The 21524-nt window shown below is 68.3% G+C and carries 22 protein-coding genes; 12 read left to right on the top strand and 10 right to left on the bottom strand.

Going from position 1 to position 21524, the window contains the following annotated elements; all coding sequences use genetic code 11:
• The first annotated feature begins 125 nt into the window (after nucleotides 1-125).
• The 4 genes from I8E28_RS09335 to I8E28_RS09320 all read left to right on the top strand — a co-directional run bounded on the left by I8E28_RS09335 (nucleotide 126) and on the right by I8E28_RS09320 (nucleotide 5874).
• Nucleotides 126-1928 carry a glutamine--tRNA ligase/YqeY domain fusion protein gene (locus I8E28_RS09335; protein ID WP_200787710.1) on the top strand — a complete coding sequence of 601 codons (1803 nt, stop codon included), beginning with the start codon at nucleotides 126-128 and terminating at the stop codon, nucleotides 1926-1928.
• Between the two features lie 21 nt (nucleotides 1929-1949).
• Complete coding sequence (locus I8E28_RS09330) at nucleotides 1950-4238, top strand: hypothetical protein (protein ID WP_200787709.1); 2289 nt, start codon at nucleotides 1950-1952, stop codon at nucleotides 4236-4238.
• A 48-nt stretch (nucleotides 4239-4286) separates the two neighbouring features.
• Nucleotides 4287-4820: a hypothetical protein gene (locus I8E28_RS09325; protein WP_200787708.1), complete on the top strand. Its 534-nt coding sequence runs from the start codon at nucleotides 4287-4289 to the stop codon at nucleotides 4818-4820.
• 133 nt (nucleotides 4821-4953) lie between these two features.
• Nucleotides 4954-5874, top strand: coding sequence for a recombination-associated protein RdgC (locus I8E28_RS09320; RefSeq protein ID WP_200787707.1), 921 nt, complete (start codon nucleotides 4954-4956; stop codon nucleotides 5872-5874).
• A gap of 12 nt (nucleotides 5875-5886) precedes the next feature.
• On the opposite strand, the gene I8E28_RS09315 is transcribed toward I8E28_RS09320, so the two are convergent.
• Entirely contained in the window at nucleotides 5887-6792 is a 906-nt protein-coding gene (locus I8E28_RS09315) for a LysR family transcriptional regulator (RefSeq protein WP_200787706.1), read from the bottom strand.
• An 88-nt stretch (nucleotides 6793-6880) separates the two neighbouring features.
• On the opposite strand from I8E28_RS09315, the gene I8E28_RS09310 reads away from it, so the two are divergent.
• Complete coding sequence (locus tag I8E28_RS09310; RefSeq protein WP_200787705.1) at nucleotides 6881-7624, top strand: sulfite exporter TauE/SafE family protein; 744 nt, start codon at nucleotides 6881-6883, stop codon at nucleotides 7622-7624.
• Nucleotides 7625-7642: 18 nt separating this feature from the next.
• Here the strand turns inward: I8E28_RS09310 and I8E28_RS09305 are convergent, their stop codons facing one another.
• Nucleotides 7643-8374: an oxygen-binding di-iron domain-containing protein gene (locus I8E28_RS09305; RefSeq protein WP_200787704.1), complete on the bottom strand. Its 732-nt coding sequence runs from the start codon at nucleotides 8372-8374 to the stop codon at nucleotides 7643-7645.
• Nucleotides 8375-8475: 101 nt separating this feature from the next.
• On the opposite strand from I8E28_RS09305, the gene I8E28_RS09300 reads away from it, so the two are divergent.
• Entirely contained in the window at nucleotides 8476-9057 is a 582-nt protein-coding gene (locus I8E28_RS09300) for a sigma-70 family RNA polymerase sigma factor (RefSeq protein ID WP_200787703.1), read from the top strand.
• Nucleotides 9054-9641, top strand: a complete 588-nt coding sequence (locus tag I8E28_RS09295) for a zf-HC2 domain-containing protein (protein WP_200787702.1) — start codon at nucleotides 9054-9056, stop codon at nucleotides 9639-9641. The genes I8E28_RS09300 and I8E28_RS09295 overlap by 4 nt, the downstream gene beginning before the upstream one ends.
• Nucleotides 9642-9652: 11 nt before the next feature.
• On the opposite strand, the gene I8E28_RS09290 is transcribed toward I8E28_RS09295, so the two are convergent.
• Nucleotides 9653-10129, bottom strand: a complete 477-nt coding sequence (locus I8E28_RS09290; protein ID WP_200787701.1) for a thioesterase family protein — start codon at nucleotides 10127-10129, stop codon at nucleotides 9653-9655.
• Nucleotides 10130-10234: 105 nt separating this feature from the next.
• Here I8E28_RS09290 and I8E28_RS09285 point away from each other — a divergent pair, with 105 nt between their 5' ends.
• A complete protein-coding gene (locus I8E28_RS09285; RefSeq protein ID WP_200787700.1) occupies nucleotides 10235-10516 on the top strand; it encodes a TFIIB-type zinc ribbon-containing protein in 282 nt (93 codons plus the stop codon).
• A gap of 6 nt (nucleotides 10517-10522) precedes the next feature.
• On the opposite strand, the gene I8E28_RS09280 is transcribed toward I8E28_RS09285, so the two are convergent.
• Genes I8E28_RS09280 through I8E28_RS09265 form a run of 4 tightly spaced genes read right to left on the bottom strand, consistent with a single transcriptional unit; the run spans nucleotide 10523 to nucleotide 14287 of the window.
• Nucleotides 10523-11686: an acyl-CoA dehydrogenase family protein gene (locus I8E28_RS09280; RefSeq protein WP_200787699.1), complete on the bottom strand. Its 1164-nt coding sequence runs from the start codon at nucleotides 11684-11686 to the stop codon at nucleotides 10523-10525.
• On the bottom strand, nucleotides 11686-12078 hold the full coding sequence (locus I8E28_RS09275; RefSeq protein WP_200787698.1) for a cupin domain-containing protein: 393 nt from the start codon (nucleotides 12076-12078) through the stop codon (nucleotides 11686-11688). The genes I8E28_RS09280 and I8E28_RS09275 overlap by 1 nt, the downstream gene beginning before the upstream one ends.
• Nucleotides 12075-13319, bottom strand: coding sequence for a CaiB/BaiF CoA transferase family protein (locus tag I8E28_RS09270; RefSeq protein ID WP_200787697.1), 1245 nt, complete (start codon nucleotides 13317-13319; stop codon nucleotides 12075-12077). Before I8E28_RS09270 ends, I8E28_RS09275 begins: the two co-directional genes overlap by 4 nt.
• 5 nt (nucleotides 13320-13324) lie before the next feature.
• Nucleotides 13325-14287, bottom strand: coding sequence for a Bug family tripartite tricarboxylate transporter substrate binding protein (locus I8E28_RS09265; RefSeq protein ID WP_200787696.1), 963 nt, complete (start codon nucleotides 14285-14287; stop codon nucleotides 13325-13327).
• Nucleotides 14288-14400: 113 nt separating this feature from the next.
• Between I8E28_RS09265 and I8E28_RS09260 the strand changes: the two genes are divergently transcribed.
• Nucleotides 14401-15288 carry a LysR family transcriptional regulator gene (locus tag I8E28_RS09260; RefSeq protein ID WP_200787695.1) on the top strand — a complete coding sequence of 296 codons (888 nt, stop codon included), beginning with the start codon at nucleotides 14401-14403 and terminating at the stop codon, nucleotides 15286-15288.
• Between the two features lie 6 nt (nucleotides 15289-15294).
• On the opposite strand, the gene I8E28_RS09255 is transcribed toward I8E28_RS09260, so the two are convergent.
• Nucleotides 15295-15735, bottom strand: a complete 441-nt coding sequence (locus I8E28_RS09255; protein WP_200787694.1) for a hemerythrin domain-containing protein — start codon at nucleotides 15733-15735, stop codon at nucleotides 15295-15297.
• Between the two features lie 142 nt (nucleotides 15736-15877).
• Between I8E28_RS09255 and I8E28_RS09250 the strand changes: the two genes are divergently transcribed.
• The 3 genes from I8E28_RS09250 (at nucleotide 15878) to I8E28_RS09240 (ending at nucleotide 18340) form a co-directional block, all read left to right on the top strand.
• On the top strand, nucleotides 15878-16027 hold the full coding sequence (locus tag I8E28_RS09250; RefSeq protein ID WP_200787693.1) for a hypothetical protein: 150 nt from the start codon (nucleotides 15878-15880) through the stop codon (nucleotides 16025-16027).
• A gap of 131 nt (nucleotides 16028-16158) precedes the next feature.
• Nucleotides 16159-17559 carry an ATP-dependent RNA helicase DbpA gene (gene dbpA / locus I8E28_RS09245; RefSeq protein WP_200787692.1) on the top strand — a complete coding sequence of 467 codons (1401 nt, stop codon included), beginning with the start codon at nucleotides 16159-16161 and terminating at the stop codon, nucleotides 17557-17559.
• A gap of 310 nt (nucleotides 17560-17869) precedes the next feature.
• Nucleotides 17870-18340, top strand: a complete 471-nt coding sequence (locus I8E28_RS09240) for a hypothetical protein (protein WP_200787691.1) — start codon at nucleotides 17870-17872, stop codon at nucleotides 18338-18340.
• A gap of 20 nt (nucleotides 18341-18360) precedes the next feature.
• Here the strand turns inward: I8E28_RS09240 and I8E28_RS09235 are convergent, their stop codons facing one another.
• Both I8E28_RS09235 and I8E28_RS09230 read right to left on the bottom strand, forming a co-directional pair.
• Complete coding sequence (locus I8E28_RS09235) at nucleotides 18361-19533, bottom strand: SGNH/GDSL hydrolase family protein (RefSeq protein WP_200787690.1); 1173 nt, start codon at nucleotides 19531-19533, stop codon at nucleotides 18361-18363.
• A gap of 155 nt (nucleotides 19534-19688) precedes the next feature.
• The gene (locus I8E28_RS09230) at nucleotides 19689-21497 is read right to left on the bottom strand and encodes a glycoside hydrolase family 15 protein (protein WP_200787689.1); all 1809 of its coding nucleotides are present in this window, start codon (nucleotides 21495-21497) and stop codon (nucleotides 19689-19691) included.
• Nucleotides 21498-21524: the final 27 nt, after the last annotated feature.

Here is a 21524-nt window from a genome sequence, read left to right as displayed (position 1 = left end):
GCGGACTGTGCGTATTTAACGCGCAGACCCCGTTCAGGAGCAATGCAGTCGCGTCAGATGCGTTGCCCGATGTAACTCAGCCATTCGGGGCTTTCCCTAGGGGCGCCCCCTAGAATCAGAGCCATATGACCTCCCCCAGCGCCGACAAGGACGTGGCCAAACCCTCTGCTTCCAACTTCCTGCGCCAGATCGTCGAACGCGACCTGGCCCAGGGCACGTATGCCGGCCGCCACTGGGCGGGCCACCCCGCCGACGCGCAGACGCACCTGGCGGGGCCGCTGGACCCGGCGAAGGTCCGCACCCGCTTCCCGCCCGAGCCCAATGGCTACCTGCACGTGGGCCACGCCAAGAGCATCTGCCTGAACTTCGGCTTCGCGAACGAGTACGGCGGCGTGTGCCACCTGCGCTTCGACGACACCAACCCGGAGAAGGAAGAGACCGAGTACGTCGAGGGCATCAAGGACGCGGTGCAGTGGCTGGGGTTCAGCTGGGACGCCAACGGCACCAGCCACCTGTACCAGGCCAGCGACTACTTCGACTTCATGTACCGCGCGGCCGAGTACCTAATCGAAGCGGGCCTGGCCTACGTCGACGAGCAGTCGCCCGAGGAGATGCGCGCCAACCGCGGCGACTTCTCGCGGCCGGGCGTGGATAGCCCGTTCCGCAGCCGCAGCGTGGACGAGAACCTGCGCCGCTTCCGCGAGATGCGCGACGGCAAGCTGCCCGATGGCGCTGCGGTGCTGCGTGCCAGGATCGACATGGCCAGCCCGAACATCAACCTGCGCGACCCGGCGCTGTACCGCATCAAGCATGCGGAGCACCACAACACGGGCAGCAAGTGGTGCATCTACCCGATGTACACGTACGCGCACCCGATCGAGGACGCGCTGGAGAACATCACCCACAGCCTGTGCACGCTGGAGTTTGAAGACCAGCGGCCGTTTTACGACTGGCTGCTGGACCGCCTGTCCGAAGGCGGCCTGATCAACAAGCCGCACCCGCGCCAGTACGAGTTCGCGCGGCTGGAGTTGACCTACGTTGTCACCAGCAAGCGCAAGCTGCGGCAGCTGGTCGAGGAAGGGCACGTGACGGGTTGGGACGACCCGCGCATGCCGACGATCCTCGGCCTGCGCCGGCGCGGCTACACGCCCGAGTCCATCCAGCTGTTCGCCGAGCGCATCGGCGTGAGCAAGGCCGGCAGCTGGATCGACTACAGCACGCTGGACCAGGCCCTGCGCGACGACCTGGACTCCAAGGCCGCCCGCGCGATGGCGGTGCTGGACCCGGTGAAGCTGGTGATCGAGAACTGGGGCGAGGTGATGGGCGGCGACGACGTGCTGGACGCCTGCAGCGCGCCCGTGCACCCGCACGACGTGTCGCGCGGCTACCGCCACTTCCAGTTCGGCCGCGAGCTGTGGATCGAGCGCACCGACTACGAGGACACGCCGCCCAAGGGCTTCTTCCGCCTGTTCCCGGGGAACAAGGTGCGGATGAAGTACGGGCACGTGGTGGAGTGCATTGGGGCGGAGCGCGACGCATCCGGCAACCTCGTTCGCGTGCGCGCGAAGCTGGTGCCGGACACCAAGAGCGGGACGCCGGGGGCCGACAAGGTGAAGGTGAAGGGGAACATCACCTGGGTCGGCGTGGCGGACGGACTTGCCGCGGAGGTGCGGCTTTATGACCGGTTGTTCTCGGTGCCGCAGCCTGGGACGGGGGACAAGGATTTCCTCGAGGAGATCAATCCGGAGTCGCTGAAGGTCGTCACCGCCTATGTGGAGCCGTCGCTTTCAACGGCGAAAGCGGACGAGAAGTTCCAGTTCGAGAGGCACGGGTACTTCGTAGCGGATCGTGTCGATCACGCAGAAGGCGGAAAGGGGAAACCCGTGTTTAACAGGGTGACGGGGTTAAAGGATAGTTGGGGAAAGTAATTCACAGAGGAGATGGCAGGGATGTCGGGACACACGAACAGGCCAGCAAGAGCGCTTCTTGCTTATTGCGCTCTCGCCGAGCGCCTGAGTGCACCGAAAGCATCCCCAATCTCTGCGCTGATTCCGTTCCTTGCGCCAGTCTGCGCGGCACGCCAGGGAAAGCTCTTTGACGCCAACGAATTCGCCACGGATGTGGCGGCTCGATATGGACTGCATCTGCCTCGCTTAGCCGCACTCGCACTCACTGAGAGCTTGTCAGCCGAAGGATTGCTGGAACCTCTTACGCCAGGCGCGAGAAACACTCCATACGTCTACAGAGCACCCAAGCAAGCGCACATTGACACCGCGGATGCTGTCACTGAGGAACAAATCAACGCCTTATTGGCAAGATTTGTGGCCGGCTGCCGAAGTGATCCGCTTATCGGTGCGCGCGACGCTTCAGAGCTAGAAGAGGGGTTCTTATCGCGCCTGATAAATGCGGACTCGATGCGCATCTTGAGTCGGCGCGAAGGCTATTCAGAGTTAAAGCGTAGCGACAAGACGCTCGCGCTGGCACAAGATGTGATCACAGATGGCGACACGCGATCCGAATTGCATCTGGATTATGCGGTGTCCGAGTTTTTGCTCGAACTCTCGAACACCGATACTGCGGCGTTTGAAATCGCCTCGAACGTGGCTTTCTCCAGCATGGCCGCTGAGGCAATCGCCTGTTTCCAAGAGCCGAACAGTGCCGGCGACCTCTCCGCACTGTCCATCGTTCTCGACTCTCCCTTGCTCCTAGACATGCTCGGCGTCAATTCTGAGTACGAGGAATACGGAAAGGAACTTCTAGAAGTGCTGAAGTCCTGTGGCGCCGCAATCGTCACGTTTGACCATAGCATCAACGAAGCCGAGACAGCCATCCACGCCCAACTTGAGTACCTACGTTCTGGCGTCAATCGCGCCGGCAATGCCATCTCGACCACAGCAAAGCCAGACTTGCTTTCGGCGCTCGTTGGGAATGTGGCTCGCCGTTGTGAGGAGCGACTAGGGATAGAAGTAGTTCGCGATCCGGAATCAAACTTGCACAAGAGGCAAGTTGCTGCTGTTGGAAACGTTCAGGCGCTGATGGACGACCGCATGTCTGCTTGGGGGCACGATGAAGCCAAAGCATATGACCAGAAGACCATCTGGCATTTCCTTCACCTGCGCGATACAACGCAGTTGATTGATCGAATCTGCGAGTCGAAGTGGATTTTCTTGAGCCGTAACACCGCTCTCGTGAACATCGCGAACGATGCCTGGAGGGGTTGGCTACGCGACCAGAATCGCCACAGCCACGCGAAGATCGCACAGGCAGCCCCCCTAGCACTGACGGACAAGCAGTTCGCAGGCTATGTGTGGTTGCGGGCCGGCGGGAAAGATGGCGAGATTCCTAAGAAGCGCCTTCTCGCTTATTGTTCGGCAGCAGTTCGACCGCGCGCTGATATCAAGGCGCGTGCGTACAACTTGTTCTTTAGCGTTCACGGGAAGGAGCAAGCGAGTGATCTGATCGTTCTGATGGAAGATCGAGAAGGTGCGAAGGCGCTCATGCGGGCCACTCATGGCGACCCATTGGATGTTACGCCCGATCGTCTTGCCATGATTTTCGAGCAAGTCAAGCTCGCGGCAGGCGAGTTCGCGGCGAGGCGTGCGAGAGAGGAAGCCAACCAGAAGCTTCAAGTTCTCGAGACCGCGCATGCTTCAGAATTGGAGCGGCTCAGCGGACTGATGGACGATACACGTCAGAATGAAGCGAAGGTGAGAGCGGATAGCGCTCTAGCGCTGGCGCAAGCTGAGGAAGAGAAAGCAGCAATAAAGAACCAGGTCGCGCAGCTTAGCCGTTCTCTCGCTGAGATCCAAGTGCAAAGCAAGAATAGGGAGCTAACGGCACTGCGCGAAGCACTGCAGGCGGGTTCCACCGGTTATCGGACAACACGCTGGTTGATAACGATCCTGCTAACCGTCTTTGCGGGCTGGGGCGCGCTGATCTCTTCCGACAGTCCCGGGCTAAGCGCACTTATCGCGGTCGTTGCTTATGCGGCTGCATTCTGGTTTGTGCCAACGCTTTTCGAGCCATTCGCTCGAGCGGTGGGCTTTCAACGTCTCACCGCAGTTCTCTCCGCTCGTGGTATCCCGCCTGCAACGCGCGACGACGTTCAACCAGAGTTTCAATCACGCCAGTGGAATCGCATAGACATGCTGAAGCAGGAGATAGACGAACTTCTATCGACATCTGAGAGGCAGCCGACTGCGATTTCAGCACCGCTCGAAACGACAAGGATCTCGTGATGCCTCTGGGGCAGCAGTGATTGAATTCCACTGATTTTCAGCTCCAGCATGGCCTTCACCGTCAGCCCCCGCGGCCGCCAACTCGCGATGGCCGTCATGCTCGGCCTCGCAGTTGCGGGCGCCGTGCTCCGCTGGCGGGCACCCAATCCCTCGGTCTGGCGCGATGTCGGCACGCTGCTGCTCGTGATGTGGTTGCCCGCCGTGGGCAACCTGATCGGCTTCATCGTGCGCCACATCCCGCGCGCCGCCCCGCCGCCAACCGAGTTCGCCCCCGGCTCTCCGTTCAAGGCGCAGGCTCACCTGCAACTGCAAGCCGCATCCTTGCCGGCCGGCTTCGTTGACTCGCTCGATGCGCACGACCCGCGCGCCGTGGTGCTCACCGGCCGCCACGGCTTCACGGTGCGCATGGACCGGCCGGTCGCCCAGTGGCTCGCCGCCCAGGGTGACGGCCCCGTGGCGGTGGAGTACCTGCTGCCTGGCGTCGCGCTGAAGGCGGTCAAGCCCCCGATGCCGATCCGCTTGCTCGTGGGCCGCACCGTGGTGGCGACGGGCACCGTCCTGCCAAGTCAATCCGCCGCGTAGGGCGCCGCCCAAGTTCTGGGCACCCTCGTCCCCGGCGCGCAACGCCAGATGCAACGGCGTGCTGCGCGGCCGAAAACGGCCGGGCCAGCGGCGAGAATGCGTGCCTTTCCGCCGTCACGACAACAACACGCGCATGCCCCTGTTCAAGAACATCGTCGTCTACCGCATCGCCCCCGACTGGACCCCGCCCTCCTTCGACAGCCTCGAAGCCGAACTCCAGCGCCTCGCCTTCCAACCCTGCGGTCCCACGCAGGAACTCTCCATCGGCTGGGTGCCGCCGCGCGGCAAGGAGCACGGCGCGATGGTGGAGAGCGTCGACGGCCAGTGGATCCTGAAGCTGGCCATCGAGAAGAAGGCGGTGCCGGGCGGCGCGGTGCGCGCGGAGCTGGAAGCGCGCATCAAGACCATCGAGGCCGAACGCGGGCGCAAGCCGGGCCGCAAAGAGAAGGCCGAGATCAAGGAGGACATCGTGCACGGCTTCCTGCCGCGCGCGTTCAGCAAGCGCAGCACGCACGTGGTGTGGATCGACGTCGAGCAGCGCGCGCTGGTGGTGGCCGCGGGCAGCATGCGGGCGGCCGAGCCGGTGATCCAGCAGCTGGTCGACGTGATGGGCGTGCTCAAGCACGTGCTGCCGCTGGCGCCGATCTCCACCGAGATGGCGCCGGCCACTGCGATGGCCGAGTGGCTCAAGACCAAGGAAGCGCCGGAGAATTTCTCGATCGACCGGGACCTGGAGCTGAAGCACTCGGGCGAGGACCGCTCGGTGGTGCGCTACGCCCGCCACAACCTGGACCTGGACGAGATCGGCCAGCACATCGAGGAAGGCAAGCTGCCCACGCAGCTGGCGCTGACCTGGAACGACCGCGTGTCCTTCGTGCTCACCGAGCACATGGCCATCCGCAAGATCGACATCAAGGACGTCGAGGACACGCCCAAGGGCGAGGACGGCTTCGACGCCGACGTGGCCATCGCGACGGCGGAACTGGCGGGGCTGCTGCCGGAGCTGCTGGCATCGCTGGGCGGCGAACTGCAGCAGCCGCAGGCGGCGGCCTGATTCCACGCCGGCTTAGGCCGGCGACTTCTCCCCGTGCCACAGGCGATGCAGCGCGTCGGCCATCGCGCGTGCGAGCGGGCTCGGCTCCTCGTCCCTGAGGCACAGCACCAGCTTGCGACGTGCCCAGGCTTCATCGAGTGACAGGACGCGCACGGCCGCTCGATCCGCAGCCCTCGGCAGCAAGGCTTCAGGCACGACGCTGATCCCGAGCCCGCGGGCGACCAGCTCCAGCACGGCAATTCCCGACGGCGCAACGACCTTCGGCACCAGCACGCCGCCGGCCCGCGACGCCTGCACCACCAGGTGCATTTGCAGCGCGCTGCCCTCGCCCCAGCCGATCCAGTCGTGCACCAGCGCGTCGTGCAGCCGCACGCTCTCGCGGCGGGCCAAGGGGTGGGACGATGGCACGACCATGACCAGCGGGTCGGGACCCAGCGGCTCCGCGCGGGTGCCGGCCGTCGCCACGCTGTCGCTCACCACGCCCAGGTCGGCAGCGCCGGAGTGCACGGCGTGCACCGTCGCCTCGCTGCCGCTTTCGCGCAGCAGGATGCGCGCATGCGGATGCCGCGTCGCGACGTCCGCGACTGCACGGTGCAACGGGCGCAGCAACGCCGAGCTGTTGGCGAGGAGCACGAGTGGTGGGTCCTGCGCGACGCGTGCCGGCTCGAGGTCGCGACGCAGCGCCTCGGCCTGGTGCAGGACCACGCGCGCGTGGCGCGCGAGCGCTTCACCCGCAGGCGTGGGCGTCACACCGCGCGCATGCCGCTGCAGCAAGGCCGCGCCCGCCTCGTCTTCCAGGGCGCGGATGCGCGCGCTGACCGCCGCCAGCGTGAGCGCGCAGCGCGAGGCCGCTTCCGTCATGCTGCCGCTGTCGCAGGCCTGCAGGAAGACGCGCAGGTCCGTCAGGTCGAAGCGCATGCGCGCGATTATCGGGAGCGGTGCGAGCCCCCGAGCCTCAAGCAAAGATTGATGGTGCGTGGCGCCATGCATCGCCACACTCCCGGCCATGTTCCACGACAGCCTGCCGGACTTCACGGCCATCGCGCTGATCTTCCTCGTCGCCGGTGCCGTCAAGGGCATCCTGGGCCTGGGCTTGCCGACGGTGGCGCTCGGGCTGCTCGGGTTGGTGATGCCCGTGCCGGCGGCCGCGGCCCTGATGACCGTGCCGTCGCTCGTGACCAACGTGTGGCAGGCCGCGGTCGGCCCCGGGCTGCGTGCCCTGCTGGCGCGCACGGCGACCCTGCAGGTGGGGATCGTGGCGGGCGTCCTCGCTGCCGGCGTCCTGCTGCCCGAAGCGCGTGACGAGTTCGGCCGGCGGCTGCTGGGCGGCTGCCTTGTCGCGTATGGGCTGCTCGGCGCGATGGGGCGCCGCTTGCCTCCACCGCCGCCACGTTGGGAGCCGCTGCTGGGGGGCCTCGTCGGTGCGACGACGGGGGTGGTGACGGCGTTCACCGGCGTGTTCGTGCTGCCCGCGGTGCCCTACCTGCAGTCGCTGGGACTGGACAAGGACGCACTCACCCAGGCCTTGGGCATCGGTTTCACCACGTCCACGCTGGCGCTGGCGGGCCTGCTCGCCACGCGCGGCCACTTCGGTGTGGCTGCGTCGGCGAGTTCCGCGCTGATGGTGCTGCCGGCCCTGGCCGGCATGTGGTTCGGCCAGCAGGTGCGCGGCTGGATGAGCGAGGCCGCATTCCGGCGCAGCTTCTTCTTCGGCCTGCTGGCGCTGGGTGACTGGTTGCTGCTGCGCTGAGGACCAGGCCCACCTACTTCACTGCCTGGCCGTCACCGATTCGGCCAGGTGCCGCAACAGCCTGCCGCCGTCGCCCTGCCACGCGCTGCCGTGCATGCACGCCAGCGTGGTGGGCTTCATCCGCGCCAGCCGCGTGATCGTCTCCGCCGTATTCGGGCCGTGGGCGAAGTAGTCCATCGGCTGCCGGAAGGCCTCGCTCGGTCCGAGGATGTCGCCCTCGGTCAGCGCCTGCTCGCCGTGGCCGGGCTGGGTGAACAGGTCGCCACAGAAGAAGGTGTTGGTGGACGTGTCGGTCATCAGGCCGCAGTCCCAGCCGTGCGGCACGTGCGGCGTGTCGTGCCATTGCATCGTGTGCCGGCCCAGGGACAGCTGTTCGCCGTCCGCCAGGGCCCGCGGGGCCCGGTCCACGACGTCGCCGATGGAGACCATCGCCGCGATCTGGCTGCAGACCGGCTGCGCCTCGGCCGCCGCGGCCAGCCACAGGTCCAGCGAGCCGCACTCGTCGGCCTCGAAATGCGACAGGCCCACGTAGCGCAGGCGCTCCACCGGCATGACCGTGGCCATCGCCTCGCGCACCAGCGGGAACATGCGCCGCGGCCCGGTGTGCCAGAGCAGCGGCTGGTCGTCCACGACCAGGTACTGGTTGAAGCTGAAGCCCAGCCCGTTGGGCAGATCCACCGGCGTGTTGATGCGGTAGATGCCTTCAGCGATCTCGTGGATGTTGGTCCGGGATTGCGCGTTCGTGATCATCGGTCTGCCTTTCTGGCGTGGAGTTGAGACGGCAGGTTGTGGCGCGGGCCGGCGGGGCGTTACAGCTTTATTTGCGGCGGCGGCTGGCCTATGCTGCGCCGGTGGAGTCCCTGGACGCAACCGAGCTCGACAGCCCGGAGGGGCGGCTGGCCTGCGCCATCGCGCAGGCGCCCGCCGGGACGGCGTGCGAAGCGGAGGCCCAGCTGTACCGGTTGCTCGCCCCGCGCGTGCGCCGCTACGGGCTGCGCCACCTGCGCGATTCCCAGGCAGCGGCCGACCTGATGCAGCACGTGCTGGCCTTCACGATCGAGCAGTTGCGCGCCCGCGCGGTGCGTGAACCGGCGCGCGTGCTGTCGTTCGTGCTGGGCACCTGCCGCATGACGGTGACGGACCTGCGCCGGACCGAGGGCCGCCGCAACGAGCTGCTGGAACGCTATGCCGCTTCATTGCCACAGGCGGACATCCACATCGCGCCGCGGCTGGACCACCAGCGCGTGGCCGACTGCCTGCAGCGGCTCGCGGAGCGGGAGCGCTCGGTGCTGGTGCTCACGTTCTACGACGACCAGCCCTCCGAGGTCGTGGGCACCCAGCTCGGCCTGTCGTCTGCGAACGTGCGCGTGATCCGCCACCGCGGCCTCGACAAGATGCGGCGCTGCGTCGACGCCGGAAGGGTCCGCGCGTGAGCGCAGCCGCCGCCCACATCCCGCTGGACGTGCTGCTGCAGGACTGGCTGGGCGAGACCGACCCCGCCACCCGCGACGCGGTGGACGCGCACCTGATGGCATGCGACGACTGCGGGGTCCTGCTCGATGACCTGGTGGCCCACGCTGCGGGCGTGCGCGATGCGGTGCGGTCCGGAGCGGTGGGCGTGGCGGTCGGCGGCGGGTTCGTCGAACGCCTTCCCGGCTTGGGCATTCGCGTGCGCGAGTACCGGGTGGCGCCCAACGGCAGCGTGAACTGCACCGTGGCGCCGGACGACGACGTGCTGGTCAGCCGATTGGAAGTGCCGCTGGCGGGCGTGCAGCGGCTGGACATGGCGATGGAACTCTCGCTCGACCCGGGCGTGGTGTACCACTCGGACGACGTCCCGTTCGACCCCGCTGCCGGCGAGGTGCTGTTCCTGGCACCGATGGCGCAGGTGCGCGCGCGCCCCACCCACACCGTGCACATGACGCTGGTCGCGCACGATGGCACCGGCTCGCGCGAACTGGGCCGCTACGAGTTTCGGCACAGTCCGTGGGACGCGCGGCCGCCAGCGGCGCCCTGAGCGGCGGCGGCTCAGCCCAGACGATCCAGCGGCTGCACCAGCTCGGGCTTCTCCGACGGGCACTCTCCCAGCAACTCACGCGGCGCGATCGTCCGCCGGCCCTGCTTGAACTTGGTCTTCAACAGCACCGTGGCGTGCACCCCCGCCTCCGTGGCGAACCGGAACGAGGCATACGCGTGCTTGTCGTCGGCGCACTCCACCCGCGTGGTCACGGTATAGGCGTCGAGCAGCCGCAGCGGCCGCGCGAAGTGCGCGGCCTGCACCACGTTCACCCAGCCGATCCCTTCTTTCAGGAAACGGCGTAGCAACCCGGCGCGGATGACGAAGTCGACCTGCGCCGACTCGACGACGGCGAGGTAGCGGTCCGTCTTGAACGTGCGCACGCCGACGTCCCAGGGCAGGACGCGGAAGCGGCACGTGAACTCGCCGCTGGCGGGCCGCCGTGGCTGCAGGAAGGCGAGGCCGGCAGTGAGGGCGTTGCGAAGCATGGCCGCTCATTCTGCCGCTGAGTCACGCTGCTCCTTGCAAGCGCACAGGCTGCTCGGGTCACTGAGAAGTGCGAAGATGCCCCGTTCCCTCTGGAGGAACCCGACATGCAGTGTCCCGTTTGCAAGACCGTGAACCTCACGATGGCCGAGCGCAGCGGCATCGAGATCGACTACTGCCCGCAATGCCGCGGCGTGTGGCTGGACCGCGGGGAACTGGACAAGATCATCGATCGCGCGGCGCCACAGGGCCTGTCAGCCACACAGGCGCCTGCAGCGGCGGTCCCGCCTCCCTTCCAGCCGCAGCAGCCCTATCCGCAGGGCAGCGCGCCCTATTACAAAAAGCGCAAGCGCGAAGGCTTCCTGGGCGAGCTGTTCGACTTCGACTGACCCGCGTCAGTACGACTTCGGCAGCCCCAGCACCTTCTCCGCGATGAAATTCAGGATCATCTGCGGGCTCACCGGCGCCAGCCGCGGGATCCAGGCTTCACGCAGGTAGCGCTCGACGTGGAACTCCTTGGAGTAGCCCATGCCGCCGTGGGTGAGGATCGAGTTCTCGCAGGCGCGGAAGCACGCCTCGCCGCCCAGGTACTTGGCGGCGTTGGCTTCGGCGCCGCACGGCTGGCCGGCGTCGTACAGCCACGCGGCCTTCTGCGCCATCAGGTGCGCGGCCTCGAGCTCCATCCAGTTGCGCGCCAGCGGGTGCTGGATGCCCTGGTTCTTGCCGATCGGGCGATCGAACACCACGCGCTCGTTGGCGTAGCCTGTCGCCTTGCGCAGCGCCGCGCGGCCCAGGCCGATGGCCTCGTGGGCGATCAGGATGCGCTCGGGGTTCAGGCCGTGCAGGATGTATTCGAAGCCGCGGCCTTCCTCGCCGATGCGGTCCTCCACCGGCACGCGCAGGCCCTCGATGAACAGCTCGTTCGAATCGACGCACGCGCGGCCCATCTTGTCGATGGCGTGCACGGCGATTTTCGAGCGATCGAGGTCCGTGTAGAACAGGCTCAGGCCGTGCGTGCCCTTGCTCTCCTCCACCGGCGTGGTGCGCGCCAGCAGCAGCACCTTGTTGGCGACCTGCGCGGTGGAGATCCACACCTTCTGCCCGCTCACCAGGTAGTGGTCCCCCTGGCGCACGGCGCGGGTGCGCAGCTTCAGCGTGTTCAGGCCGGTGTTGGGCTCGGTCACCGCGAAGCACGCACGGTCCTGGCCCGCGATCAGCGGCGGCAGCCAGCGCGCCTTCTGCTCGGCGGTGCCGTGCACCACCACCGGGTGCAGGCCGAAGATGTTCATGTGCACCGCCGACGCGCCGGACAAGCCGGCGCCGGTGGCGGCGATGGTGTGCATCATCAGCGCCGCTTCGCGGATGCCGAGGCCGGCGCCGCCGTATTCCTCGGGCATCGCGATCCCCAGCCAGCCGGCCGACGCCAGCGCCTGGTGCAGCTCGTTCGGGAACCGGCCGTCCTCGTCGCGGGCGCGCCAGTACGCGTCGTCGAACGGCGCGCAGGCCTTGGCGACCGCGTCCTCGATCTGCCGGTGCTGCTCGGTGGCTTCGAAGTCCATCATGGCTGCGCCGCCGGCCGGATGACGCGGCTCGGGTCCTCGCCGTAGGGCGGGCTGTAGACCACCAGCAGCTTCGCGGGCTGCTCGCTGGTGACGGTGAAGATGTGGAACACGTCGGCCGGGAAGAAGCAGGCGTCGCCCGGCTGCATGTCGAAGGCCTCGCCCGCCACTTCGGCGCGCGCCGTGCCTTCCAGCAGGTAGCAGACCTGCTCCACGCCCGGATGCGCGTGCGGCAGCGCGCCGCCGCCGCGCGCGATCGTGCCCAGCACCACCTCGACGTTCTTCGCGCCGACGTTGTCGCGGCCGATGAGGCGCTGGTTGCTGGTGCCTTCGTGGTTGGCGGGGTGGTAGGCCGGCACGCTGCCGGCGCGGATGTGGAACTTGCTCGTCATGGGGTGGTGGCCTCGCGCGGGGCCGCGGCCCGGCAGGCGCCGGACTGCAGCAGGGAATCGATGGCGTCGTCGGCATAGCCCAGCTCGCGCAGCACGTCGTGCGTGTGCTCGCCGAGCGTCGGCGCAGGGGCCAGCTCGGTCACGGTGGGCGTGGCCGACCAGCGCGTGGGGCTGCGCGGCACGCGCAGCGCGCCTTCGGTGGGGTGCTGCACGTCGCGGATGAAGCCGGTGGCGGCGTGGTGCGGATCGTCCAGCAGGCTGCCGGGCGAATGCATTGGCATGTTGGGCACGTCGGCCTGGTCGAGCAGCGCGCGCCATTCGGCAGTGGTGCGCTCGAGCATTACGCGGGCGACTTCCTCGTACACGGCGTCGATGTTCTCCGCGCGGGCGCGGTGGCTGGCGAAGCGCGCATCACGCTCGGGCCAGCCCGGGTCGCCGATGGCGGCGAAGAAGCTTCGCCACTGCTTGTCGTTGTAGATCAGCACGCACAGGTGGCCGTCCCTGGTGCGGTACGGCTTGCGGTGCGGCGTGAGCAGGCGCGTGTAGCCCGGTTCGCCGGCGGGCGGATCGAACGTCAGGCCTGCCGCGTGGTCGCCGAGCACGAACTGCGTCATGGCCTCGAACATCGGCACCACCACCGCCTGCCCCACCCCGCTGACCTGGCGCGCGTAGAGCGCCGCCGTCACCGCGTACACGGCGTGCAGGCCGGTCACGCGATCGGCCAGCGTGACCGGCGTGTAGCAAGGCTCCGGCGCGCCGTACTGCTGCATCAGCCACGGGATGCCCGTCGCGCCCTGGATCAGGTCGTCGTACGCGGGCCGCGCCGCGTACGGGCCGTCCTGGTCGAAGCCGCAGCAACTGACGTGGATGATGCGCGGGTTGCGCGCACGCACCGACGCCTCGTCCAGGCCGAGGCGCTGCAAGGCTTGCGGCCGCACGTTGCTGATCAGGACGTCGCTGCGCTCGGCGAGGCGGTGCACCACCTCCAGCGCGTCGGGCTTCTTCAGGTCCAGCACGATCGAGCGCTTGCCCTGGTTGGCATGCAGGAAGATGTGGCCCATGCCCGCGTTGCGCATGGGGCCCACGTGCCGCATGTTGTCGCCCTCGGGCGGCTCGACCTTGGTGACCTCGGCGCCCATGCCCGCCAGCAACTGCGTGCAGAACGGACCCATGATCACCGTGGTGAGGTCGAGGATGCGCACGCCGGCCAGCGGACCGGCCGGCGCCTTCTGGTCCTGCATGAAGGTCACTCCGCCCGGACGCCCGCTTGCTTGATCAGCGTGGTCCAGTGCTTCAGCTGGTCGTCCACGTACTTCGCGAATTCGTCGGGCGTCTTCGACGGCCACACCTGGAAGCCCAGCGCGGCCAGCTTCTGCTGCACGTCCTGGTCGGCCAGCACGACCTGCAGTTCGCGGTTGATGCGATCGGCGACCGCGGGCGGCAAGCCGGCCGGGCCGAAGATGCCGTTCCACGAGGTCAGGTCGAAGCCGGGCACCGACTCGCCGATGGGCGGCACGTTGGGCAGCAGCGGCGATGCCTTGGCGGTGGTCACGCCCAGCGTGCGCACCTTGTCCGACTTCATCATCGTCAGGCCGGAGCCGAAGTCGGCCACGTACATCTGCACCTGGCCGGACACCAGGTCGGTCATCGCCTGCGGGCTGGACTTGTACGGCACGCCGACGACGTCGACGCCGGCAATGCGCTTGATCGTTTCCGACGCCACCAGCGACGTGCTGTTCGGCGTGGCGTACGACAGTTTGCCGGGGTTGGCCTTGGCGTACGCGAGCAGCTCGCGCATGTTCTTGGCCGGCAGCGACGGATTGACCACCAGCGCGAACGGCAGCTCGCCCACGCGCGCGATCGGCGTGAAGTCCTTGATCGGGTCGTACGGCAGCTTCTGGAACAGGCTGGGGTTGGCCGAGTGCGACGTGTTCGTCGTCATGAACAGCGTGTAGCCGTCCGGCTTGGCCTTGGCCGCGGCCGCCGCGCCGATCTGCGCGCTGGCGCCGGCCTTGTTGTCGATGACGATCGGCTGCTTGAGCCGCTCGCCCAGCTTCTGGCCGACGATGCGGGCCACCGCGTCGGTGCCGCTGCCGGCGGCGAACGGCACGATCATCGTGATCGGCTGGTTCGGGTAATCCTGGGCCGGGGCCGCCGCCGCCGCGAACAGCAGGCCGGTGGCGAGCAGGCGGGCGAAGTGCAATCGCATGGCTTGTCTCCTTTGTGGGTGGGAACGCGGGCCTATGATCCGCACGCCAACCATTCGCGTCCAATCGTTTTTCCGGCTCGAAGGATTCGTTTTGCGAATGGCTGGCGCCCGCCATGAAACTCCATTTCCTGCGCTACTTCGCCGTGCTCGGCGAGGAACTGCACTTCGGCCGCGCGGCCGATCGCCTGGCCATCACGCAGCCGCCACTGTCCAGTGCGATCAAGGCGCTGGAGCAGGAACTGGGCGTGCAACTGCTCGAGCGCGACAGCCGTCGCGTGCGCCTGACCCCTGCGGGCGCCGCGTTCCTGGTCGAGGCGCAGCAGATCCTGGAGCGCGTGGAGAAGGCCACCAGCATCGCGAAGACGGTGGCCGGCGGCATGCGCGGCCGGCTGGAAGTCGGCGTCACCGGCTCGCTGCTGTACCGCAAGGCGCCGGCGATCGTGCAGGCGTACCGGCGCGAAATGCCGGGTGTGGACGTGGTGCTGCGGGAGATGTCGACGGCCGACCAGACGTCGGCGCTCTTGCATGGCCAGTTGCAGGCGGGGTTCGTCAATGCCGCGGCGGTGCCGCCGCCGCTGGCGAGCATGCCGCTGCCGCAGGACGAATTCGTCGTGTGCCTGCCTTCGAATCACCCAAAGGCGAATGCCACCCGCGTGCGACTGACCGACTTGGCGAGCGAGCAGTTCGTCATGTTCTCGCGCGACGTGGCGCCCGCCAACCACGACAACGTCATCGCGATCTTCAGCCAGGCCGGTATCCACCCGACCACGGTGCACGCGGCGCGCCAGTGGCTGACGATCATCGCGATGGTGGCGCACGGGCTGGGCGTGGCGCTGGTGCCGCGATCGCTGTCGCGGTCCAAGGTCGATGGCGTGACCTTCGTGCGACTGCGCGACGTCAGCGCGGCGTCGCCCGCGCTGCTGGCGTGGAACCCCGACTTCGAGACGCCGGCGGTGACCAGCTTCCTGGCCTGCGCGCAGCAGGTGATGGAGGGGAGCTGAGCGCGGTCAGGCGCCCTGCACGGCCGCCATCACTTCGTCGCGGCGCGTCTGGATGCGGCCGCCGACGGTCGCCAGCTCCATGCCGCTGGCGCGCGCCTTCGCGAACATCTCGCGCCGTTCCTCGTCCACGTGGTGCATCGTGCGCCGCATGATCACTTCCATCGCGCCGTCCAGGTTCTCCGCCTGCGGCACCTTGGCGATCAGCTCCTTGAGCTCGCCGTGCTCCTTGTTCGCGTGCTCCACGGCCTGCTCGTCGCCCGTGGCGTGCGCGTACGCCGGATAGAAGATCTCCTCTTCCACCATCGCGTGCAGCACCAGCTCGGCGCAGATGGTCTGCGCCAGGGCGAGCTGCGCGTCGCGGTTGCCGCCGGCGGCCTTGAAGTCCTTGTAGAGGGCTTCGACGCGCTGATGGTCGGCGTCGAGCAACTGGATGGCGTCCTGGGCCATGGGCATCTCCTGGCAAGTTGGGCTACTTGCCTCAACCTAGCGGGGCTGCGCCGTTCGTGTGTAGGCGTGAACCGATGGTCATCCGCCGCTGGCGCTGGCATCAGGTCGCAGTACAGTCGGAGCACGACAAGAGGAGCACTCCATGGCCAAAGGTGACCAGCGCAGCAACAAGATGACGAAGAAGCCCAAGAAGGACCACTCGGCGCCAAAGGAAGGCGGGTCCCTCTCCGACCGCCCGATGCCGCCGACGACGACGGTGTTGCCGAAGGGGAAGCTGAAGAACAAGCAGTAACGAGAAGACGGAAGCGGTGGATTCCCGCCTTCTCGGGAATGACGACACGCTCCGTCGTCCCCGCGGAGGCGGGGACCCACCGCTTTGATCGTCCTGACCCCGGCTCCCTGGGTTGGCAGGGACAATGCGGCATGCCCGCCGAGTCGACCGCCTTCTCCTCCCTCCCCCTTTCCCCCGCCACCGTCGCCAACCTGCAGCGGCTCGGCTACACCGAGATGACCGCCATCCAGGCGGCTGCGCTGCCGCCAGCGCTGCTGGGCAAGGACCTCATCGCGCAGGCCAAGACGGGCAGCGGCAAGACGGCTGCCTTCGCGCTCACGCTGCTGGCGAACCTCAACGCACGCCGGTTCGCCGTGCAGTCGCTGGTGCTGTGCCCCACGCGCGAACTCGCGGACCAGGTGACGGCCGAAGTGCGGCGGCTGGCGCGCGCCGAGGACAACATCAAGGTCGTCACCGTCACGGGCGGCGTGCCTTCACGCGGCCAGATCGCGACGCTGGAGCATGGCGCGCACATCGTCGTCGGCACGCCCGGCCGCGTGCTCGACCTGCTGGACCGCGGCAACCTGCAGCTGGACGCGCTCAACACCCTGGTGCTGGACGAGGCGGATCGCATGCTGGACATGGGGTTCGCCGACGACGTCGTGAAGGTCGGGATGCAATGCCCCAGCACGCGCCAGACGCTGCTGTTCTCCGCCACCTTCCCGGACGGCATCATGAAGCTCGCGGCGCGCTTCATGCGCGACCCGGTCACGGTGAAGGTGGAGTCGCAGCACGCCAGCGCCGTGATCGAGCAGCGCTGGTACGAGATCGAGGACAACGACCGCGTCGACGCCGTGGGCCGCCTGCTGGACCACTTCCGCCCGGCGAGCACCCTCGCCTTCTGCAACACCAAGCTGCGCGTGCGCGAAGTGGCCGCGTGGCTGCAGCGGCAAGGCATCGTGGCGCTCGCCCTGCACGGTGACCTGGAGCAGCGCGATCGCGACCAGGTGCTGGTGCGGTTCGCCAACCGTAGTTGTTCGGTGCTCGTCGCCACCGACGTCGCGGCGCGAGGCCTGGACATCGAAGGCCTCGACTGCGTGCTCAACGTCGACGTCACGCCCGACCCCGAAGTGCACATCCACCGCATCGGCCGGACCGGCCGTGCGGGCGAGAGCGGCCTCGCGCTGAACCTGGCGAGCATGGACGAGATGGGCGCGGTCGGCCGCATCGAGCAGTTGCAGGGCAAGGAAAGTGAGTGGCATCCGCTGAAGGAACTCACGCCGGCGAATCGCGACCACCTGCTCCCGCCGATGGCCACGCTGCACCTGCAAGGCGGCCGCAAGGAAAAGATCCGCCCCGGCGACGTGCTGGGCGCGCTGACCAAGGACCTCGGCTACACGCGCGAGCAGGTCGGCAAGATCGACGTCAACGAATTCTCGACCTACGTCGCCGTCGAGCGCGGCATCGCGCAGCAGGTGGCTGCGCGACTGAACGCAGGGAAGGTGAAGGGGCGCAACGTGAAGGTGCGGGTGCTGGACGACTCGGGGGATTGAGGGTCAGCCGACAGGAAGCGGTGGGTCCCCGCCTCCGCGGGGACGACGAAACCGCCTCCGCGGGGACGACGGCATTTCCCGCCAACCCCGTCATTCCCGCGAAGGCGGGAATCCACCGCTTCCGGCTTTCTTCGCGAGTCCCGATGGAAGCGACAGGTCCGCGCCTTCGCGGGGACGACGGGCCGAGGCTGTTCCGTGCCTGCCCGACAGAAGCCATCCCGCGAAAGCATCCGGCCCCTCGCCCTACAGACAACCCCCGGCGCCCCCCGTCTACTGGTCGGTCCGTTCCAAGCACACCAGGAGACCCTCCATGCGAACCACAGTCCTCACCCTCGCCGCCAGCATCGCCCTCGCCTTCGGCGGTACGGCCCTTGCGCAATCCTCCGGCAGCAGCGGCTCGTCGGGCAGCAGCAGCCCCAGCGCGCAATCGTCGTCGACCGGCAGCGGCAGCTCCAGCGCGATGGGCAGCTCGGGCGGGCAGACCGCGACCTCCAGTTCGCCGAGCTCCGGCTCGTCGAAGTCCAGCTCGGGCGAAGCCAAGTCCAAGCAGATGCAGAAGCAGGCCGATGCCGACCTGAAGTCGGCCAAGGCGCAGTGCGGCACGCAGAAGGGATCGGAGAAGACGATCTGCGAGAAGGAAGCGCAGGTGAAGCACGCGCAGGCCGAAGTCGACGTCGAGAAGGCCAAGGCCGAAGAGAAGCAGTCCACCAGCATGGGCGCTGGCGGCTCGTCGGACAAGTCGTCCGGCGGTTCCTCGGCCAGCAGCAGCTCGTCGAAATAAGCAGCCCGGCGGGCGGCGCCTCAGCGCCAGCCCGCGGCCTGGATCGCCCGCAGCACGGCCGCCCCCAGCAGCTCGTGCCCGCGCGGCGACGGGTGGAAGCGGTCGGAGAACAGCCAGGTCTTCCACCAGCCCGCCACTGCGCCCGCGGGCGGCGCGGCATCGAGTGCGGCGTCCGTGCATTGCGGGAAGTCCACGGTGGCCGGGCAGGCCGCCTGCGTCGTGTTGGTCAGGCCGGCCGCCGGCGCTCCCGCCACTTCGGCGGTGAACTCACCGAAGTAGTCGACGATCACGACCCGCGAGTCGCCCGCAGCCTGCGCGGCGAGTTCGCTGTTGAAGGTCGTGATCCAACCGCGCACCGCGGCCTGGAAGTCGGCGGCGCCGCCCGCGCCCAGGTCGGTCGCTGCGCCCGCCACGACGTCGCGCAAGCGCGGCGTGAGCGTGATGTCCGGGATGTTGACCAGCACCACGCGCGTGGCGCCCTGGTCCAGCGCGTTCGCCTTCACCATCGCCCACCACGTGCGCGCCAACTGTTGCATGTACAGGGTGGCCGCGACGCTGCCGCCATTGGGTTGCGACAGCGCGTTGTCGATGGTGGAGCCACTCAGCTGCTGCCCGAGCAGTGCGGCGAACACGAGCTTGTCGGTCGCACCTCCGCGTTGCGCGCCCAGGTAGGTGTCGGCCAGGCCGGCCGCGTCGTTGGCGCCTGCGTCCATGACGAGCAGGTCGCCGGGCTTCCACGCGCCGCCGTTCGCGGACAGCGCGGACTCGAGCTGCTTCTTCAGCGAGAACGGCGAATCGTCCCCGTCGCGCACGACGGGGTTCACGATGTCGGCGCCCGCGACGGCGAAGTTCGTGCATGCCGGTCGCGTGGCGAACGAGCCGCCCTCGTCGCTGCTCGTGAAGTAGCTGCACAGCGCCCCGGTCCCGAGCTGCTGCGAGACGACTTCCGGATAGATCGGGTAGCCGGCCGGATTCGACGCGCTCTGCACGGTCGCCTTCAAGCCGAAGGTGCCGACGTCGGCCAGGCTGTCGCCGGCGACGACCAGGCGCGTGATGGGGGCGGCTGAGGCAGACGGCGGCGTCGGCGCGGGTGCGCTGCCGACCGGCGTTTCGTCGCCACCGCCGCCGCCACAGGCGGCAAGGAGAGACACGGTGGCGGCGGCGATGGCGGTGCGGACACGGCTGAGCGACATGGCGGACTTCCTTGTTGGGCAGGATCGTGCGCATGCGGCGGCGGACGCCGTGTAGGAGCAGGAAGATGGAAGCGGTGGACACCCGCCTTCGCGGGAATGACGAGCTCCCGTCGTCCCCCCGCAGGCGGGGACTCACCGCTTCCGCCTTTGCTTCATCAGCGGTCCGGATCCGCGCGCTGCCTGGCCGGGCCACTCGCGCGCTGCAAGTTCAGCGCAGAGTTCACGATCCCCACGTGGCTGAACGCTTGCGGGAAGTTGCCCAGCATGCAGCGGCCGATGGGCTCGTATTCCTCGGACAGCAGCCCGACGTCGTTGCACAGCGCGATGAGCCGCTCGTACAGCGCGCGTGCCTCGTCCACGCGCCCCTGCAGCACCAGGTTGTCGACCAGCCAGAAGCTGCACGCGACGAAGGCACCCTCCCCCGGCGGCAAGCCGTCGAGCGCGGGGTCGGTGACGTAGCGGCAGACCAGTCCGTCCTGCACCAGGTGGTGCTCGATCGCGTCGACGGTTGCTCGCATGCGCGGGTCCTGCGCGGGCAGGAAACCCACCAGCGGCAGCATCAGCAAGGCCGCGTCCAGGACCTGGCCGTGCGCGCCCGCGTGCTGCACGAAGTGGTGGCCTTCCGCGTCCATGCAATGCGTGCAGATCCAGTCATGGATCTCGGTGCGCAGCGCGCGCCAGGGCTCCAGGTCGACGTCCGCGCGCAGGTCCTCGACGAGCCGCACGAAGCGGTCCACCGCCACCCAGGCCATCACCTTCGAGTGCGTGAAGTGGCGCGGCTCGCCGCGCACCTCCCACATGCCGTAGTCGGGATCGCGCCAGATGGTCGCCACATGGCGCATCAACGCCAGGCCGCGGTGCAGGCCTTCCGGGTCCGGCTGGTGGCCGGCCACCACCGACTGGAACATCACGTCCGCGACCTCGCCGAAGATGTCCAGCTGCCGCTGTCCCGACGCTGCGTTGCCGATGCGCACCGGCTGCGCGCCGCCATGGCCGGGCAGCCAGTCCACCTCCCACTCGGGCAGCAGGCGCTCGCCGCCGACCCCGTACATGATCTGCATGTCGGCCGGCGAGCCGGCGCAGGCACGCAGCAGCCAGTCGCGCCATGCGCGTGCCTCGTCGACGAAGCCGGTCTGCAGCAGCGCCATCAGCGTGAGCGTCGAGTCGCGCACCCAGCAGTAGCGGTAGTCCCAGTTGCGCGTGCCGCCCGGGTGCTCGGGCAGCGACGTGGTCGCCGCCGCGACGATGCCGCCGGTGCGCGAATTGGTCAGCGCCTTCAACGTGAGCAGCGACCGCCGGACGATGTCGGTGTACGACCCGTTGAGCCTCGCCTTCGCGATCCAGTCGCGCCAGTGTTGCGTGGTGCTTTCCAGCGCGGCGTGGACATCCAGGCCCGCGGTGATGCCCTCGTACGAGAGGCCGTAGCTCAGGTCGAAGGCGACCTCCTCGCCGGCGCCCACCTCGAAGTCGCCGAAGCTGCGGAAGTCGCGGCCCGAATGCTTGACGGGGCCGCGCAGGACGAGGCGGTTCTCGCCACCGACGGCGCACAACATGCCCTCGCCGTGCGTGACCCAGGGCTTGGTGAGCCCGTAAGCGAGGCGCATGACGAGTTCGCTGCGTACCGACACACGGCCGCGCAGGCCTCGCACGAGCCGCACCAGGTGGCGGTCGCCGTCGCTCACCGGCAGCGCATCGACCACTTCGATGCTGCCTTGCGGCGTGTCGAAGCGCGTCTCCAGCACGAGGGTGCCTTCCCGGTACCGGCGCGAGACCTTCGCGTCGACATCGAGCGGGGCGATGCGCCAGAAGCCGTTGTCCTCGGTGCCCAGCAGCGCGCAGAACACCGCTTCGCTGTCCACGCGCGGCCAGCACAGCCAGTCCACGGCGCCGCTGCGATCGACCAGCGCGGTGGTCTCGCCGTCGCCGAGCAAGGCGTGGTCCTCGATGCGGGGAAAGGCAGGCATCAACGCGACCATCCGGCGCAGGGAGCC

The sequence above is a fragment of the Ramlibacter algicola genome (assembly GCF_016641735.1).
GTDB classification, from domain to species: domain Bacteria; phylum Pseudomonadota; class Gammaproteobacteria; order Burkholderiales; family Burkholderiaceae_C; genus Ramlibacter; species Ramlibacter algicola.
Note: the sequence above shows the minus strand (reverse complement) of the source record. Positions and strands in the feature narration are given on the sequence as shown.